The 17,247-nt window shown below is 71.6% G+C and carries 16 protein-coding genes; 8 read left to right on the forward strand and 8 right to left on the reverse strand.

The features are described from left to right. Window positions 1–178 precede the first annotated feature (178 nt). On the forward strand, window positions 179–1,096 hold the full coding sequence (locus AC1DV7_RS16850) for a DUF559 domain-containing protein (protein WP_477598482.1): 918 nt from the start codon (window positions 179–181) through the stop codon (window positions 1,094–1,096). A 157-nt stretch (window positions 1,097–1,253) separates the two neighbouring features. Continuing rightward, window positions 1,254–2,543: a thymidine phosphorylase gene (locus AC1DV7_RS16855; RefSeq protein ID WP_477598483.1), complete on the forward strand. Its 1,290-nt coding sequence runs from the start codon at window positions 1,254–1,256 to the stop codon at window positions 2,541–2,543. On the opposite strand, the gene AC1DV7_RS16860 is transcribed toward AC1DV7_RS16855, so the two are convergent. Together AC1DV7_RS16860 and AC1DV7_RS16865 are read right to left on the reverse strand one after the other, a co-directional pair. Further along, window positions 2,524–3,432: an alpha/beta fold hydrolase gene (locus AC1DV7_RS16860; protein ID WP_477598484.1), complete on the reverse strand. Its 909-nt coding sequence runs from the start codon at window positions 3,430–3,432 to the stop codon at window positions 2,524–2,526. The genes AC1DV7_RS16855 and AC1DV7_RS16860 overlap by 20 nt on opposite strands. A gap of 355 nt (window positions 3,433–3,787) precedes the next feature. Continuing rightward, the gene (locus AC1DV7_RS16865) at window positions 3,788–4,387 is read right to left on the reverse strand and encodes a TetR/AcrR family transcriptional regulator (protein ID WP_477598485.1); all 600 of its coding nucleotides are present in this window, start codon (window positions 4,385–4,387) and stop codon (window positions 3,788–3,790) included. Between the two features lie 107 nt (window positions 4,388–4,494). On the opposite strand from AC1DV7_RS16865, the gene AC1DV7_RS16870 reads away from it, so the two are divergent. Next, complete coding sequence (locus AC1DV7_RS16870) at window positions 4,495–4,857, forward strand: cupin domain-containing protein (protein WP_477598486.1); 363 nt, start codon at window positions 4,495–4,497, stop codon at window positions 4,855–4,857. 56 nt (window positions 4,858–4,913) lie between these two features. After that, window positions 4,914–6,026, forward strand: coding sequence for an adenosine deaminase (locus AC1DV7_RS16875; protein WP_477598497.1), 1,113 nt, complete (start codon window positions 4,914–4,916; stop codon window positions 6,024–6,026). 49 nt (window positions 6,027–6,075) lie between these two features. On the opposite strand, the gene AC1DV7_RS16880 is transcribed toward AC1DV7_RS16875, so the two are convergent. The 4 genes from AC1DV7_RS16880 to deoC are packed head-to-tail and all read right to left on the reverse strand — an operon-like array spanning window position 6,076 to window position 10,070. Next, window positions 6,076–6,678, reverse strand: a complete 603-nt coding sequence (locus tag AC1DV7_RS16880; RefSeq protein ID WP_477598487.1) for a uridine kinase family protein — start codon at window positions 6,676–6,678, stop codon at window positions 6,076–6,078. Then, on the reverse strand, window positions 6,675–7,586 hold the full coding sequence (locus AC1DV7_RS16885) for an aldehyde dehydrogenase family protein (RefSeq protein WP_477598488.1): 912 nt from the start codon (window positions 7,584–7,586) through the stop codon (window positions 6,675–6,677). The genes AC1DV7_RS16880 and AC1DV7_RS16885 overlap by 4 nt, the downstream gene beginning before the upstream one ends. Next, window positions 7,583–9,031 (reverse strand): aldehyde dehydrogenase family protein, encoded by a 1,449-nt coding sequence (locus AC1DV7_RS16890; protein ID WP_477598489.1) that lies wholly within the window; start codon window positions 9,029–9,031, stop codon window positions 7,583–7,585. The genes AC1DV7_RS16885 and AC1DV7_RS16890 overlap by 4 nt, the downstream gene beginning before the upstream one ends. Window positions 9,032–9,053: 22 nt before the next feature. After that, the gene (gene deoC, locus AC1DV7_RS16895; RefSeq protein WP_477598490.1) at window positions 9,054–10,070 is read right to left on the reverse strand and encodes a deoxyribose-phosphate aldolase; all 1,017 of its coding nucleotides are present in this window, start codon (window positions 10,068–10,070) and stop codon (window positions 9,054–9,056) included. A gap of 547 nt (window positions 10,071–10,617) precedes the next feature. Here deoC and AC1DV7_RS16900 point away from each other — a divergent pair. Then, on the forward strand, window positions 10,618–12,000 hold the full coding sequence (locus AC1DV7_RS16900) for an HNH endonuclease signature motif containing protein (RefSeq protein ID WP_477598491.1): 1,383 nt from the start codon (window positions 10,618–10,620) through the stop codon (window positions 11,998–12,000). 135 nt (window positions 12,001–12,135) lie between these two features. Then, a complete protein-coding gene (locus AC1DV7_RS16905; RefSeq protein WP_477598492.1) occupies window positions 12,136–12,702 on the forward strand; it encodes a dihydrofolate reductase family protein in 567 nt (188 codons plus the stop codon). A gap of 59 nt (window positions 12,703–12,761) precedes the next feature. Here the strand turns inward: AC1DV7_RS16905 and AC1DV7_RS16910 are convergent, their stop codons facing one another. Beyond that, the gene (locus AC1DV7_RS16910) at window positions 12,762–14,474 is read right to left on the reverse strand and encodes a phospho-sugar mutase (RefSeq protein WP_477598493.1); all 1,713 of its coding nucleotides are present in this window, start codon (window positions 14,472–14,474) and stop codon (window positions 12,762–12,764) included. Between the two features lie 13 nt (window positions 14,475–14,487). Next, window positions 14,488–15,336 carry a purine-nucleoside phosphorylase gene (locus AC1DV7_RS16915; protein WP_477598494.1) on the reverse strand — a complete coding sequence of 283 codons (849 nt, stop codon included), beginning with the start codon at window positions 15,334–15,336 and terminating at the stop codon, window positions 14,488–14,490. A 48-nt stretch (window positions 15,337–15,384) separates the two neighbouring features. On the opposite strand from AC1DV7_RS16915, the gene AC1DV7_RS16920 reads away from it, so the two are divergent. Both AC1DV7_RS16920 and AC1DV7_RS16925 read left to right on the forward strand, forming a co-directional pair. Then, window positions 15,385–16,800, forward strand: a complete 1,416-nt coding sequence (locus tag AC1DV7_RS16920) for an NAD(P)H-quinone dehydrogenase (protein WP_477598495.1) — start codon at window positions 15,385–15,387, stop codon at window positions 16,798–16,800. Window positions 16,801–16,948: 148 nt separating this feature from the next. Next, window positions 16,949–17,247 (forward strand): antitoxin (locus tag AC1DV7_RS16925; RefSeq protein WP_477598496.1); only part of this gene is annotated, 299 nt, incomplete at its 3' end.

The raw sequence follows: 17,247 nt of genomic DNA on the forward strand, positions 1-17,247 counted from the left end.
GCCGCCCGGCGGCCCGGCCGCCCGGCGGCCCGGCCGCCCGGTCACGTGCATTTCTGCCAGATCCGCCGCGACTGAACCCCATCGTCGTTGCCTCGCGTTGAATCGTGCCGTTTTCGCCACGTCTCGACCCTGTGGATGACGCCCGGGTGAGCCGTAGCCGATCCGACATGCTCGGGGGATGCGCGGACTCCCGGTGGTCTTCACCCGCACACAGGCCAACGCAGCTGGGCTGAGTGACCGCCTGCTCCAGGGGCCGCGCGTCCAGCGCGTCTTTCGAGGGGTGTATGCCGAGGCAGGCCTCGACGTCGACCTGCGCCTGCGCGCACGGGCCGCCTTGCTGATCGCCCCGGAGGGCGCCGTGGTAGCCCGACAGACGGCGGCGTTGCTGCTGGGTGGAGTCGTGCCGGCCGACCCGAGAGTGCACCTGCGCTTGCCGGCCGGGCGGATCCGCGTGCCCGGCATCGTCGACCGGACCAAGTCCGGCGAGTGGCAGACGGCCCGGATCGGAGGATTGCCGGTGACGACCGCTGAGGACACGTTCCTCGACCTCGCCGGTGAGCTGGGCCTCGTCGATCTCGTGGTGCTCGGAGACTCCTTGGTGCGTCGCCGCCGCACCACCGCCACCACGCTCGTGGCCGCGGCGGACAAGGCATCCGGTCGACATGTGGCACTGGCCCGTCGTGCGGCGGGTCTGGTCCGGCCCGGCGTCGACTCGCCCATGGAGTCACGGCTGCGCATGCTGCTGGTGCTCGCAGGTCTCCCGGAGCCCGTGGTCAACCACACCGAGCACGACGATCGCGGCTGGTGGGTGCGTCGCTTCGACCTGTCCTATCCGTCCGTGCGCGTGGCAGTCGAGTACGACGGGCGCCAGCATGCCGAGTCGGACCGCCAGTGGCAGCGGGACCTCGACCGCCGCGAGGAGCTCGACAACGACGGGTGGCGGATCGTCGTGGTGCTCGCCAGAGGGATCTACCGCGAGCCCGAGCGCACACTTGCCCGCGTCGAAACCGCATTGCGGGCGCAAGGGATGGCCGCGCGCGTCACCTCCCAGGAGTGGCGGACCCACTTCCGGTCGCAGGGCCGACGCCGGGCATGAGGAGATTCGTGGCGCAAGCGCCAGAAATCAACCCCAGCCGATCGCCGTGCGGTTGATTTCTGGCGGATCCGTCGCAAACCGACGGCGAGGCGGACTGGGGCTCCGGCCGGTCCGTGCACCGTGGTCGGGTGGGGAGCGGGTCTGACACGATGAGCCCATGAGCGAGAACTTCGATGCCGTCGACGTCATCATCACCAAGCGCGGCAAGGGCGAGCTGTCGGACGGCCAGATCGACTGGGTGATCGACGCCTACACCCGCGGCGCCGTCGCGGACGAGCAGATGTCGAGCCTGGCCATGGCGATCCTGCTCAACGGCATGAACCGTCGCGAGATCTCGCGCTGGACCGGCGCCATGATCGCCTCGGGCGAGCGGATGGACTTCTCGTCCCTGTCACGCCCGACCTCGGACAAGCACTCGACCGGCGGAGTCGGCGACAAGATCACGCTGCCGCTCGCCCCGCTGGTCGCGGCGTGCGGAGTCGCCGTTCCCCAGCTCTCGGGCCGCGGTCTCGGCCACACCGGAGGCACGCTCGACAAGCTCGAGTCGATCCCCGGGTGGCAGGCGGCGATGAGCAACGAGCAGATGATGCGTCAGCTCGAGGACGTCGGCGCCGTCATCTGCGCGGCCGGCGACGGCTTGGCCCCGGCCGACAAGAAGCTCTATGCCCTGCGGGACGTCACCGGCACCGTCGAGGCCATCCCGCTCATCGCCTCGTCGATCATGAGCAAGAAGATCGCCGAGGGCACGGGTGCGCTCGTCCTCGACGTCAAGGTCGGCAGCGGCGCGTTCATGAAGAACGTCGAGGACGCCCGCGAGCTGGCCCGGACCATGGTCGACCTCGGCACCGACGCCGGTGTCACGACGGTGGCGCTGCTGACCAACATGCAGGTGCCGCTCGGGCTGACCGCGGGCAACGCCATGGAGGTCCGGGAGTCGGTGGAGGTGCTCGCGGGCGGCGGTCCCGAGGACGTCGTCGAGCTCACCCTCGAGCTGGCCCGCGAGATGCTCGCGGCCGCGGGACGCACCGACGTCGACCCCGCGGACGCCCTCAAGGACGGTCGGGCCATGGACGTCTGGAACGCCATGATCCGCGCCCAGGGTGGTGACCCCGACGCCGCGTTGCCCGTGGCCAAGGAGACGCACGACGTCCTCGCGCCGGCCGATGGCGTGCTGACGCAGCTCGACGCCCTCAAGGTCGGCGTGGCCGCGTGGCGCCTGGGCGCCGGCCGAGCCCGCAAGGAGGACCCGGTCCAGGCGGGTGCCGGTGTCGTGATGCACGCCAAGCCCGGTGCCACGGTGCGCGCCGGCGAGAAGCTGCTCACGCTCCACACCGACACACCCGAGCGGTTCGAGCGGGCCCTGGAGTCGCTCGACGGCGCCTTCACGATCGGTCCCGAGGGCTCGCGGCCGGACCTGCTGCCGTTGGTCATCGAGAAGATCTCCTGACCCGTTCGGCTGCCTGACCGGCGAACTCCGACACGCGACCCACCACCGCGCGGTCCCACATCACGCGTCGGTGGCCCAGGCCGTCGGTCAGCAGGAGCCGGGCGTCGTGCCAGGCGTCAGTGAGGGCGACGGCACCGGCCACCTCGGCCTCGACGTCGTCGCGGTCGTGGACCACGAGCAGGTGCGGCAGAGAAGGCCGTCGTGCAGCCATGCTGATCAGGTCCAGCTCCGTCATGGCCAGGCCCACGCGGCGCTCGGCCCGGCGCGCCATGACGTCGCGCGTCCGCTGGCCCACGCCGAGGGCGTCCCCGAAGAGCCCGAGCATTCCCTCCACCGATCGGGGCGGAGCGATGAGGACCAGCGAATCCGGCGAGACGCCGTGACCGAGGGCATGCAGCGTGGCCATGCCGCCCGCCGAGTGGGCGACCACGACGGTCGGGCGCCCGAACTCGGCCACGACCGCCGTCAGGGCCTGCGCCATCTCGACGAACGTCGTGGACCGCGAGCCGTTCGCCCCCGGTCCGGAGTCGCCGTGGCTCGGCGCGTCGAACGCCACGACGCAGAGTCCGCGGTCGACGAGCGGTTGGACGTGGGCAGACAGCTGCTGCCACCAGCCACCCCAGCCGTGCACGAGGTATGCCGTGGGGTTGCCCCACTCCCCGTAGACCCGCCCGCGGACCACCCCGTGGACCGACCGGTGGGCTGGCTCGTGGGCCGACCCGTGGGCCGACTGGTGGGCCGCCGGCTCGTGCGCCCAGGTGACCTCGAACGCCTCACCACCCGCGGGTGTCCGGGCCGCCCGGGCGGCTGCGGTGGGGCGTGGCGGCAGGCGGAACCAGAGCCGCTCGGCCAGCCAGCCGCTGGCAGCCGGGGTCAGGCGTTCGAGCACGGCCAGCGCCGAGCGCACCGAGGGCGCAGCGGTGAGGCTGATGGCCTCGTCCCGCGGCCCGACAGGAGTGCTCGCCGCGGCAGTGCGCGGGCGCGCGACAGCACCCGGGCGCAGGCCGGTCCGGGAACCCGGTGCGGTCCGGGAGCCCCGTGCCGTCCGAGAACCCGGTGCGGTCCGGGAGCCCGGTGCCGTCCGAGAACCCGGTGCGGTCCGGGAGCCCCGTGCCGTCCGAGAACCCGGTGCGGTCCGGGAGCCCCGTGCCGTCCGAGAACCGGATGACACGATAATACGATCGATCGTGCTTTTTTGAAGAGACATGACTGGCCTTTCCTGGGTGGGGCGAGGGGGTCTGCTGTCAGGGACGAAGGTGGCGCAGCAGTCGCTCGAAGGCGTCCTGCGCACGGGTGACCGCCGCGTCGTCGCGCATCAGGCGGGCAGAGAAGTTGTAGCCGAGCACGATGGCGAGCAGGTCGTGGGCGAAGGCGGCCGGGTCGGCGTCCTCGCGGAACTGTCCGTCGGCGATACCACCGCGGACGATCGTCTCGATGGTGTCGAGCAGGTCCCGCTCGGTCTGGACGACCTTGGCCCGGACCGGGGTGTCTGGCGCGTCGTCGAACTCGCTGGCCACGGAGATGAAGATGCACCCGCCGGGCAGGGCGTAGTCGGCGTAGCCGCCCCACCCCAGCCAGCGCTCGAACAGCCGGCGCAGCCGCGGCTCACCCCGCGGCTCCTTGAGGGCGGGGCGGATGACGAGCTGGGTGAAGTGGTCCGCGGCGTAGTCCATGACGGCCGACTGCAGCCCCTCCTTGGAGCCGAAGTGGGCGAACAGCCCGCTCTTGGACATGCCCATCGAGTCGGCGAGCCCGCCGATGGTGATCCCCCGCAGGCCCACCTGGCTGGACTGGGCGAGCGCCTCGCGCAGCACCGCATCGCGGGTCTCGACGCCTTTGTTCATGAGGCAAGAAAAGCACGATCGTTCGATCTTGGCAAGAGTCCGTCGCAGCGGCCGGGGGCGGTCCGGGTGCCCCGGCGACACGAAGGCTGCAGGACTAGGGTGGACGCGTGCCTGAGCTCATCGCGAAACCCACGACCATCCCCGTGCCCGGCGGCAAGATCATCGACGAGCACGTCGGCCGGGTGAACACCGGCAGCGAGGCCGTCTCGGTCGCCCACATGAAGGCCCCGGCCGACTGGACCGAGCCCTTCCAGGCACCGGCCTTCGACGAGATCACCCTCGTCGTCGCCGGAGTGGTCCTGGTCGACCACGACGGAGGGCAGCTGCGCGTCGAGGCGGGCCAGAGCGTCGTCACCCGGGCGGGGGAGCGCATCCGCTACTCGACCGGGCCCGAGGGGGCCGAGTACGTCGCCGTCTGCCTGCCGGCCTTCTCGCCCGAGACGGTCAACCGTGACGAGGAGGACGCGTGATCTTCGGCCGCAAGGGCGACCACGAGCAGAGCTCCGGAACCGCGTCGACCGACCCGATCCTGCGCGCGCCCAAGGCGCTGCTGCACGACCACCTCGATGGAGGGGTCCGCCCGCAGACCATCGTCGAGATCGCCGACGAGGTCGGGTATGCCGACCTGCCGGCTTCCGACGCAGAGGGCCTGGGCGCGTGGTTCCGTGAGAGCGCGGACTCCGGGTCCCTGGTGCGGTACCTGGAGACGTTTGACCACACGCTGGCCGTGATGCAGACGGCCGACGGGCTGCGCCGGATCGCGCGGGAGTGCGTGTTGGACCTGGCAGCCGACGGCGTCGTCTATGCCGAGAGCCGGTACGCCCCGGAGCAGCACCTGGAGGCGGGGCTGACGCTCGAGGAGGTCGTCGAGGCGGTCAACGCCGGGTTCCGCGAGGGTGAGCAGGAGGCCGCAGCGGCGGGCAGCCCCATCCGGGTGACCGCGCTGCTGACCGCGATGCGGCACGCGGCCAAGAGCACCGAGATCGCGGAGCTCGCGGTGCGCTACCGCGACCGCGGCGTTGCCGGGTTCGACATCGCGGGTGCCGAGGCCGGGTTCCCTCCCACCCGGCACCTCGACGCCTTCGAGTACCTGCGGCGCGAGAACGCGCACTTCACCATCCACGCCGGCGAGGCGTTCGGCCTGCCGAGCATCTGGGAGGCCATCCAGTGGTGTGGCGCCGACCGTCTGGGCCACGGCGTCCGGATCGTCGACGACCTCGCCGTGCGCGACAAGGCCTTCGGAGACGACGTCGCGGCGGCGATCGCCGCCAACCCGGACGAGGTGCACCTGGGCCGCCTCGCGGCATACGTGCGCGACACCCGCATCCCGCTGGAGATGTGCCCGAGCAGCAACGTCCAGACGGGGGCCGCCGAATCCGTGGCGCTGCACCCGATCTCGCTGCTCAAGCGGCTGCGCTTCCGGGTCACCGTCAACACCGACAACCGGCTCATGAGCGGCACGACGATGAGCCGCGAGATGGGGCTGCTCGTGGGCGAGGCCGGCTGGACCATGGACGACCTGCGCTGGGTGACCATCAACGCGATGAAGTCCGCGTTCATCCCGTTCGACGAGCGGCTCGCGATCATCGAGGACGTCGTCAAGCCCGGCTACGCGGCACTGGCGGCCGAGCCGGCCTGAGTCGACGCCGGGTCCCGGCTGGGCGACCGCCTCGGCCGACGACCCGACCTCAGCGGGCCAGCGCGCTGAGGGTGGGCTCGAGGTCCTTGGCGCGGGCAGAGACTGCGCCCAGGGCCTCCTGGCGGGCCACGACCCGCGGCTCGTCGCGCATCAGCCTCAGGCCCCGGCGCACCAGCGTCCACGGCGGCTTGCGACGCTCGGACAGGTCGCGCAGCAGCCGCCAGACGAACGTGACGCCCCGGTGGTGGTGCACGCAGTACGCGCCCGCCAGCAGCCCGCGCTCGCGCAGGTCGCCGATGATCTCGGCGGCGAAGATGCCCTCGGCGAGGATCAGGTCGTGCGGCCCCGCGTGCACCGTGGTCGTGTCGACGGCCCGGCTCGCCGCGAGGTCATAGACCGGGGTCCGGACCGAGCCCGAGTCGACGAGGGTGTCGAGGGCGTCGACGGCTGCCTGTCGGTCCCACGAGTCGGGGTGGTCCCAGTCGACGATCCCGAGCTCCTCGCTGCGCGGCATCGCCGGGTCGTCCTCGTCGCGGTAGAAGTCGTCGAGCCGCACGATCGGCCACCCGTGGGCGGAGTGCAGGCGGCCCGCCAGACGCGACTTGCCGGCCCCACTGGGGCCGGCAAGGACGACGACGCGGGCGCGGCTCAACGGCCCTTGGGGTGCCAGACCGTCTTGGTCTCGAGGTAGGCCGTGATCCGCGAGAGGTCCGGGGTGCGCGACCAGTCGGGCTCGACCGCGTCGCTGCCCTGCCCCTCAGGGCGGACGACGCGCTTGAGGTTCTCGGCGGCGGCGAGCTCGAGGTCGCCCCACGAGACACCCTCGGCGTCGGCGGCACCGGTGAGGTCGATGGCGTTGACGTCGCGGTGCGAGGCGATCCACGGAGCGACCTCAGCCGTGCGACCCGTGATGAGGTTGACGACCCCACCGGGGACGTCGGACGTGGCCAGCGCCTCGGACAGCGTGATCGCCGGCAGGGGTCGCAGCTCGCTCGTCAGCACCACGGCGGTGTTGCCCGAGACGATGACCGGCGCCAGCACCGAGATGAGCCCGAGCAGCGAGGAGCGTTGCGGCGCAAGGACTCCCACGACGCCGGTGGGCTCTGGGGCCGAGATGTCGAAGTACGGGCCCGCGACGGGGTTGAGGCCACCCAGGATCTGGGCGAGCTTGTCGGTCCACCCGGCATACCAGACCCAGCGGTCGATGGCCTGCGAGACGATCGTCTCGGCACGGCGCTCGGCGACACCCTCGCTGGCGCGCACCTCGGCGACGAACTGGGCGCGACGGCCCTCCATCACCTCGGCGACGCGATAGAGCACCTGCCCACGGTTGTATGCCGTGGCGCCGGACCAGCCGGCGAACGCAGCGCGCGCAGCGACGACGGCGTCGCGCGCGTCCTTGCGCGAACCCATCGCGGCGTTGGCGAGGAAGCGTCCCCGGCCGTCGACGACCTCGTACGAGCGACCCGACTCGGACCGGGGGAACTTGCCCCCGATGTAGAGCTTGTAGGTCTTGCGCACGTCGAGGCGGTCCTGGGTGCTCTGGGCGGTCGGGCTCACTTGCTGTCTCCCGTCGTGACGTAGGCGGCCAGGCCGTGGCGGCCACCCTCGCGGCCGTAGCCCGACTCCTTGTAGCCACCGAAGGGGCTGGTCGGGTCGAACTTGTTGAAGGTGTTGGCCCAGACGACACCGGCGCGGAGCTGGTCGGCCATCCAGAGGATCCGCGACCCCTTCTCGGTCCAGATGCCCGCGGACAGGCCGTAGGGGGTGTTGTTGGCCTTCGCGACCGCCTCGTGGGGCGTGCGGAAGGTCAACACCGACAGCACCGGCCCGAAGATCTCCTCCTGGGCGATGCGGTGCGTCTGGCTGACGCCGGTGAAGACCGTCGGGCGGAACCAGAAGCCCTTGGCGGGCAGCTCGCAACCGTTGTCCCAGCGCTCGGCGCCCTCTGCCTCGCCCGCCGCGGTCATCTCGGTGATGCGGGCGAGCTGGGCCTTGGAGTTGATCGCGCCCACGTCGGTGTTCTTGTCGAGCGGGTCGCCCACGCGCAGGGTGGCCAGTCGGCGCTTGAGCCGCCTCTCGACCTCCTCGGCGATGTTCTCCTGGACGAGCAGCCGCGAACCGGCGCAGCAGACATGGCCCTGGTTGAAGAAGATGCCGTTGACGATGCCCTCGACGGCCTGGTCGAGCGGGGCGTCGTCGAAGATGATGTTGGCGGCCTTGCCCCCGAGCTCGAGGGTGGCCTTCTTGCGGGTGCCGGCGATCGAGCGGGCGATCATCTTGCCGACGCCGGTCGATCCGGTGAACGCCAGCTTGTCGATGTCGGGGTGGTCGACGATGGCCTGACCCGTCGGGCCTGCGCCGGTGATGATGTTGACGACGCCCGGCGGCAGGTCGGCCTGCTGGATGACCTCGGCGAAGAGCAGCGCGGTGAGCGGCGTGGTCTCGGCCGGCTTGATGACCACGGTGTTGCCCGTGGCCAGGGCGGGGGCGATCTTCCACGCCAGCATGAGGATCGGGAAGTTCCAGGGGATCACCTGGCCGACAACGCCGTGCGGGCGGATGTTGCTGCCGAGGCCGGCATAGTCGAGCTTGTCGGCCCAGCCTGCGTGGTAGAAGAAGTGCGCCGCGGCCAGGGGCACGTCGACGTCACGGCTCTCCTTGATCGGCTTGCCGTTGTCGATGCTCTCGAGGACCGCGAACTCGCGGGCGCGCTCCTGCAGGATGCGGGCAATGCGGAAGAGGTACTTGCCGCGGTCGGCGCCGGACATCCGGCCCCAGGAGCCGTTGAAGGCCCGGCGGGCAGCGGCGACGGCGCGGTCGACGTCGGCGTCGCTGGCGGCGGTGACCTCGGCGAGGACCTCCTCGGTCGAGGGGCTGATCGACTTGAAGGCCGACCCACCCTCGGACTCGGTGAACTCACCGTTGATGAACAACCCGTAGGAGGGCTTGATGTCGACGACCGCGCGGGACTCCGGCGCCGGTGCGTACTCGAACTTGGCCATGGTGTGTGGTCCTCGGGGGGTTTCAGTAGAGGCTGGGTGAGTCGTCGGTGATGTAGTCAGGGCCGGAGTAGGCCCCCGTGGCGAGCTTCTGCCGCTGCAGCAGCAGGTCGTTGAGCAGGCTGGAGGCGCCGAACCGGAACCAGTGCGGGTCCAGCCACTCCTCGCCGGCGATCTCGTTGACGGTGACCAGGAACTTCAGCGCGTCCTTGCTGGTGCGGATGCCGCCGGCGGGCTTGACGCCCACCATCTCACCGGTGAGCTCGCGCCAGTCGCGCACGGCCTCGAGCATGATCAGGGTGACGGGGAGGGTGGCCGCGGGGGACACCTTGCCGGTGGAGGTCTTGATGAAGTCGCCGCCGGCGAGCATCGACAGCCAGGAGGCGCGACGCACGTTGTCGTAGGTCACGAGCTCGCCGGTCTCCATGATGACCTTGAGACGGGCGCGCGTGCCGTCCGGCCTGACGCAGGCCTCGGCCACCTGGGCGATCTCGTGGAAGACGTCGACGTAGCGCCCGGAAAGGAAGGCCCCCCGGTCGATGACCATGTCGATCTCGTCGGCCCCGGCGGCGACCGCGTCGCGGGTGTCGGCCAGCTTGACCGGCATGAGCGCGCGACCGCTCGGGAAGGCGGTGGCCACGGCGGCGATGTTGACGCCCGACTGGCCGAGGACGTCACGCGCCACGTGGACCATGTCGCCGTAGACGCAGACCGCTGCGGGCCTGGGGGTCGCGGGGTCCGTGGGGTCGGGGAGCAGGGCCTTGGCGCAGAGCCCTCGGACCTTGCCAGCCGTGTCGGCGCCCTCGAGGGTCGTGAGGTCGATCATCGAGATGGCGGTGTCGATGCCCCATGCCTTGGAGGTCGTCTTGATCGAGCGGGTGCCGAGGTCGGCCGCTCGCGCTTCGCAGCCGACCTGGTCGACCCCCGGGAGGGCGTGCAGCCAGCTCGTCAGCGCGGCGTTGGTAAGGCGGGACACGCCCAGGAGGTCGCGCGCCCTGGCGGTCGCATCGACCGAGGTGGCTGGGCTGAGGGAGGTACTCACCGACCAATACTATCGGTGTCCCACGATGTGGGCAGACCGCCAGGTCCCTCAGTCTGCGGGACCGGACCCCAGCGTGACGGTCACCGTGTGGTCGGTCCCCGAGGCGTCGGTCCAGGTGACCCTGACCCGGTCGCCGGGGTCGTGGGCAGCCAGGATCGTGCTGAGGTCGGCGAGCTGGCGATGCTCGCTCCGGGTGCCGACGTCGCAGCGCCGTCGGCGCCTGCGACCTGGACGCCACCGATGGCGATCGAGGCTGTGGAGGCGACCCCGGCCGCGCCGAGGAGGAGGGGGAGGGGTCTGGTCAGCTTCATGGTGGTCGCCTTCGAGGTGCTGGTGGTCGCGGGTCGTGGTTCGTGGTGTCACGGCCTACGACACGCCCCTGAGGTGGTGCGGCGCTGTGACGCGCCTCGGGGTTTCCTGTGGACACGAGGGTTGGGGGCCGAGTCGACTGTGGACAACCGCCCCTTTCGTCCGTGCCGAATCTGGTTGCGTGACAACGGGTTTCGTGGTCGTCGGGGATGTCAGACCCCTTGTGTAGTTTGGCTTGATGGACGGGGGGATGTCGTTCGAGCAGCGCCGCACGGCGGTCGAGGCGGCGTGCCGTGCCCTGGCCGGGGTCGAGGCCGAGCTGTGGTCGGCGGGTGGGGGCGCCCTGGGTGGGTTCGCCTCGCTGCTGGACGAGCTGGGAGTGCGGGTGGACGCGGCGCGGGTGGAGGTGTTGCGCGAGGCGGTGGACCGGGGTGAGGCCGGGCCGGGCCGGTCGGGTGCGCACGCGTGGTTGCTGGAGTGGTCGCCGTCGCTGCGTGCGGGTGGGTCGGCGCGGGTGGTGCGGGTGGCCGAGACCGCCCACGACGAGCGGTATGCCGCGTTGCTGGCCGCCGTCCGCGACGCCCGGGTGCCGCTGCTGACCGCGGCGGTGGTGGTGGAGGAGTTCGAGCGGCTCGCGCCGCGGCTTGCCGAGGGTGCGGACGCCCCGGTCCTGGACGGGTTGGTCGAGGTGGCGTCGTGGGGCCGGCCCAGGGACGTGCGCGGGCTGCGGGAGCGGCTGGTCGCCCGGTACGGCGCGGCCGGGGAGCTGCAGGGCGAGCACGACCGGGCCCGGGAGTGCCGGGCCTTGTCGCAGGCGTTCGCCGACGGCACGGGTCTGTTCGAGTACACGATGGTCGTCGACGCCGAGGCCAAGGCGGTCATCGAGGCCGCGGTGCAGGGGCTGTCCGCGCCGCGTCCGGCCGAGGGTGAGCCGGACCGGCGGCCGTCGGGGCAGCGACGGATGGACGCCCTGCTCGAGGTGGTGCGCCGCGGGGTCGCCTCCGCCGGTGGGGTGGCGACCACGCCCAAGGCCGAGCTGTTCGTCACCGTGTCCTTGGATGACCTGGTGGCCCGCACCAACGCCGCGACCGTGTTCGGGTCGGGTGAGGCGGGCGCCCTGCTGGGCCCGGAGACTGCCCGGCGGATCGGCTGCGACGCCGGGATCGTGCCCGTCGTGCTGGGCGGCGACGGACAGGTCCTGGACCTGGGGCGGCGGTTCCGCCTGTTCACCGGCGCCCAGCTGCGGGCGCTGTGGCTTCGCGATGGCGGCTGCACGTTCCCCGATTGCACCGTGCCCGCGTCCTGGTGCGACGGGCACCACCTGCACCACTGGGCCGACGGTGGTGCCACAGACCTGCACAACGCCGCGCTGTTGTGCGGGCGGCACCACACTGTCGTGCACCGCAAGGGCTACCACGGGCAGCTGCGCGACGGCCGGGTCCACTGGGACCTGACGCCCGGCTCCTACGACCACTGGCTCGCGGGCCGCTCGGGCTCCGGCACGGTCACCGGCATGGGCCCTGGCTACGGGCAGCCGCCCGCGGTCAGGACCTACGACGTCTGGGGCCGGCCCGAGACCGACGCCCGAGGATCAGCGGCGTCCCCGCCCTGGCGACCATGACCCCGCCCCACAGCCCGCCACCTCGGCGGGCGTTCCGGCATGCCCGCAAGCACATCCCGATCGATTTCGCCGTTGGTGCTGTTGACTGTGGCTGTGTCATCGGAGGGTGTTGCACGCTTCTGGGCGGAGGGCTCCATGGGAAAGCTGATCTACGCGGCCAACATCTCGCTCGACGGTTTCCTCGAGGACGAGTCGGGTGCGTTCGACTGGTCCGTGCCGGACGAGGCCGTCCACGCGTTCTGGAACGAGCACGAGCGCAACATCGGCACGTCGCTCTACGGGCGACGCATGTACGAGATGATGCGCGTGTGGGAGGAGGACGACTGGTTGACGGACGAGCCCCCGGTGGTCCGCGAGTACGCCGAGATCTGGCGTGATGCCGACAAGGTCGTCTACTCCACGTCGCTCTCCGACGTGTCGACCGCACGCACGACGCTCGAGCGGCAGTTCGACCCCGAGGCGGTGCGACAGCTCAAGGAAAGCTCAGCCACGGACCTGAGCATCGGAGGCGCGGGGATCGCGGCCGAGGCCTTCCGGCACGGACTTGTCGACGAGTGCGTGCTGCTCCTGTGCCCGGTCCTCGTCGGCGGGGGCAAGCCGGCGCTGCCTCGAGGCGTCCGAATCGACCTCGAGCTGCTCGACCACCGACGATTCGACAACGGCGTGGTCTACGTCCGCCACGCGGTCCGGCACCCCGCCTGACACCTGCGCCCGATCCGCGGCGTGGTCGAGCCCCCCTGTGCTGCCGGGTGCGACGACAGTCAGAGCTGGGTGAAGCCCTCCATGGCCGTGCGGATCGCGGCCAGCCTCTCGGCCGCAGCCTGGCGGGCGTCGCCGAGCTTCTTCCGCTTGCCCACCGGCTCGACGACCTCGAGGTAGACCTTGAGCTTGGGCTCGGTGCCGGAGGGCCGGACGATGATCCGCGAGTCGTCCTCGAGGTAGTAGCGCAGGCCCTCGGTCGGGGGCAGCTGCTCGGTGCCCTGCGCCAGGTCGTCGGTGCGCGCGACGGCGATGCCCGCCACGTCGGTGAGCGGGTGCTCGCGCAGCCTGCCCATGATGTCGCCGATCAGCGAGAGGTCGGCGACGCGCACCGCGAACGAGTCGGTCGCATGGACGCCGTGCGCGACGGCCAGGTCGTCGAGGACGTCGGTGAGGCCGCGTCCCTCGGCCTTCAGCGTGGCAGCGAGCTCGGCCATCATGAGGGCCGCACTCACGCCGTCCTTGTCCCGCACCGACGACGGGTCGACGCAGTAGCCGAGCGCCTCCTCGTAGCCGTAGCGCAGCCCCTCGACGCGCGAGATCCACTTGAAGCCGGTCAGCGTCTCCTCGTGCCGGACGCCTGCCGCCGCGGCCATCGCCGCGAGCAGCCTTGACGACACGATCGAGTTGGCGAACACGGCCCCGTCGTCGACCCCACGGGAGAGCACGTGCGAGCCCAGCAGGGCGCCGACCTCGTCGCCGCGCAGCATCCGCCAGCCACCCGGGCCGGGCACGGCTGCCGCGCACCGGTCGGCGTCGGGGTCGTTGGCGAGGACGAGATCGGGTCCGGTCTGCTCCGCCAGCTCGAGGGCGGCGTCCATCGCGCCGGGCTCCTCGGGGTTGGGGAAGCTGACCGTCGGGAACGCCGGGTCCGGCTGGGCCTGGCTCTCCACGGGGATGGGGGCCGCATAGCCAGCGTCGACGAAAGCCCTTGCGACAGTGGCAGATCCGACGCCGTGGAGTGCCGTGTGCACGACGGAGAGGTCACGCGGAGTGTCGGCCGAGACCACCGCGGTGACGGCACGCAGGTAGGCCTCGAGCACCTCGTCGTCGAGCGTCTCCCAGCCGTCGTCGGCGAGCGGCACGTCGACGACGTGGGCGACCCGGGCGATCTGCCGGGCGATGTCAGCGTCGGCCGGCGGCACGATCTGCGACCCGTCGCCGAGGTAGACCTTGTAGCCGTTGTCCTGCGGAGGGTTGTGGCTTGCCGTGACCATCACGCCGGCATCGGCCCCGAGGTGCCGGATCGCGAAGGCCAGCACCGGGGTCGGCAACGGGTGCGGCAGGACCGCGGCGCGGCCACCCGCACCGACCACCACTGCCGCGGTGTCGCGCGCGAACACGTCGGAGTTGTAGCGGGCATCGAAACCCACGACCACGAACGGCTGGGGCTCGGTCTGCTGGAGGTATGCCGTGAGGCCGGCTGCCGCACGGATCACCACCGAGCGGTTCATCCGGTTCGGTCCCGCGCCCAGGGCACCGCGCAGACCGGCGGTGCCGAACTCGAGCATCCCTGAGAACCGGTCGGCCAGGTCCGCGACCGCCGCCTGGTCGTCCTGCTTGGCCCGTGCGAGGACTGCACCGAGCTCGATGCGCGTCTCGTGGTCGGGATCGTCGTCGACCCACGCCTGGGCGGCGTCGATCAGCTCCTGCGTGGGGCTGTCGACCCCCTCGCGGGAGGACTCATCGCGGCCGTGCCGCGCGGCATACGACATCTCGGTGGTCCTCTCAGATCGTGGCGACGACGGCTGCGAGCAGCGCCCCGCAGCGTTCGGCGGCAGCGTGACCGGCCTCGATGACCTCCTCGTGGGACAGCGGTTGGTCGCTGATGCCAGCGGCCAGGTTGGTGACGAGGGAGATGCCGAGCACCTCCAGACCGGCCTGGCGGGCGGCAATCGCCTCGAGCGTCGTCGACATGCCCACCAGGTCGCCGCCGAGCACCTTGGCCATCTGCACCTCGGCCGGCGTCTCGTAGTGGGGGCCGCGGAACTGGACGTAGACGCCCTCGTCGAGCTCGGGGTCGACCTGGCGGGCCAGGTCTCGCAGCCTCGGCGAGTACAGGTCGGTGAGGTCGACGAAGTTGGCGCCCTCGACCGGCGAGGTCGCCGTGAGGTTGAGGTGGTCCCGGATCAGGACCGGCGTGCCGGGACCCCACGCCGGGTTGAGCCCCCCGCAGCCGTTGGTCAGCACGATGGTCTTGCAGCCCGCAGCTGCAGCCGTGCGGACCGCGTGGACTACGGCGCGGACGCCCTTGCCCTCGTAGAAATGGGTGCGGGTGCCGTAGACGAGTGCCCGGCGTCCCGTGTCGCCGATCGCGACCGAGCGCATGGTGCCCGAGTGCCCGGCCACCGCGGCCTTGCCGAAGCCGGGGACGTCGGCGTTGTCGATGGTGGCGAGGGTCTCGCCGATGCGGTCACCGGTCTGGCCCCAACCCGAGCCCAGCACGAGCGCGACATCGTGGCGCTCGGCTCCGGAGCGCTCGGCGATCACGGCGGCGGCTGCTCGGGCGACCTCGAACGGGTCGGTCGCGGGATCGGACAGGTCGGGGACGCCGGAGGCGCGGCTCTGCTCGCTCACTGTCGCAGACTACCGACGCCGTGAGGAGTCGTCTCCACGGATGGTTGGATGGACCCCGTGAATGCACGCAAAGCCTCCGTGGTCATCCTCGGCGGCGGCCCGGGTGGCTACGAAGCCGCCCTCGTGGCCGCCCACCTGGGTGCCCAGGTCACCGTCGTCGACCGCGACGGGCTTGGTGGCGCCGCGGTGCTGACCGACTGCGTCCCGTCCAAGACACTGATCTCCACCGCTGACTTCATGAGCCAGTTCGAGACGGCCTCGGACCTCGGCGTGCACCTGGAGGACCACGAGGGCGACGAGGTCTCGGACTCCGTGGCCGAGCTGGCCGCCGTCAACCGGCGCATCCTCGCGCTCGCCGCCGCGCAGTCCCGCGACATCGGCACCCGGTTGGACGCCGACGGGGTCACGGTCCTGTCCGGCACCGCGCGACTGGTGTCGGCCGGCGAGGTCGAGGCGACCCTCCACGACGGCACGACCCGGTCCCTGAGCGCGGACGTCGTGCTGGTCTCGACGGGGGCCACGCCGCGCGTCATGCCCAGCGCGCAGCCCGACGGCGAGCGCATCCTCACGTGGCAGCAGATCTACACGCTGCCCGAGCTGCCCGAGCACCTGGTCGTCGTGGGGTCGGGTGTCACGGGTGCCGAGCTCGCGCAGGCCTACCTCGGCCTCGGCGCCAAGGTGACCCTGGTGTCGTCGCGCGACCGCGTGCTTCCTGGCGAGGACGCCGACGCCGCGACCGTGATCGAGGACGTCTTCCGCAAGCGCGGCATGGAGGTGCTCGGTCGCTCGCGGATGGCCTCGGTCACCCGCACCGACGACGGTGTCGTGGTCAAGCTCGTGGACGGCCGCGAGGTCGAGGGCAGCCACGCGTTGCTCGCGGTGGGCTCGGTGCCCCAGACCGCCGGCATCGGCCTGGAGGAGGTCGGTGTCGCACTGAGCGAGTCCGGTCACGTCACCGTCGACCGGGTCTCTCGCACCTCCGTGCGAGGGGTGTATGCCGCGGGCGACTGCACGGGGGTCCTGCCGCTTGCGTCCGTGGCCGCGATGCAGGGGCGGATCGCGATGGCGCACGCCCTCGGCGACGCCGTGGCACCCCTGAACCTGCGTGCGGTGTCGGCCAACATCTTCACCGACCCCGAGATCGCCACGGTCGGCTACTCCCAGAAGGACGTCGACGAGGGTCTGATCGACGCCAACAGCATCATGCTGCCCCTGGCCACCAACCCCCGGGCCAAGATGCAGGGCATCACCGAGGGCTTCGTCAAGCTGTTCGCCCGTCGGGGAGTGGGCACCGTCGTCGGGGGAGTGGTCGTGGGCCCGCGTGCCTCCGAGCTGATCTTCCCCGTGACGCTGGCCGTGCAGCACGGCCTGACGGTGGACCAGCTGGCAGGCACCTTCACGGTCTACCCGTCGCTGTCCGGCTCGGTGGCCGAGGCCGCGCGCCAGCTGCACCCCCTCGACTGACCGGCCGCGGCTGGCGGCCGTCGTGACGCCCATCCGGCATCTGGATGGACGGGTCTGGACGCGGCATTTCCCCTCGTGATGTGGGTAATGTCCATCCCGAGCGTGCCGGGGGCACGCACTGTCGAGGTTGCGACCGAAAGGCGAACAGATGGCACAGGGATGGCTGGACAAGGTCAAGGACCTCGTGAAAGGGAACCCGCAACAGGCGGACTCCGCGATCGAGAAGGTCGAGAACGTCATCGACGAGCGGACCGGTGGCAAGTACGCGGACCAGATCGACAAGGGCAGCGACGCGCTCAAGGAGCAGCTGGGCCTGCCGTCCGAGGAGGCGGGACCCGCGCCGGTCCCGACGGAGCCTGAGCCCGCGCCCGCCGAACCTGCCCCGGCACCGACGGAGCCCGAGCCCGCGCCCGCCGAACCCGCGCCGGCACCGGCCGAGCCCGAGCC

This window comes from Pedococcus sp. P2_E4, from assembly GCF_056403935.1.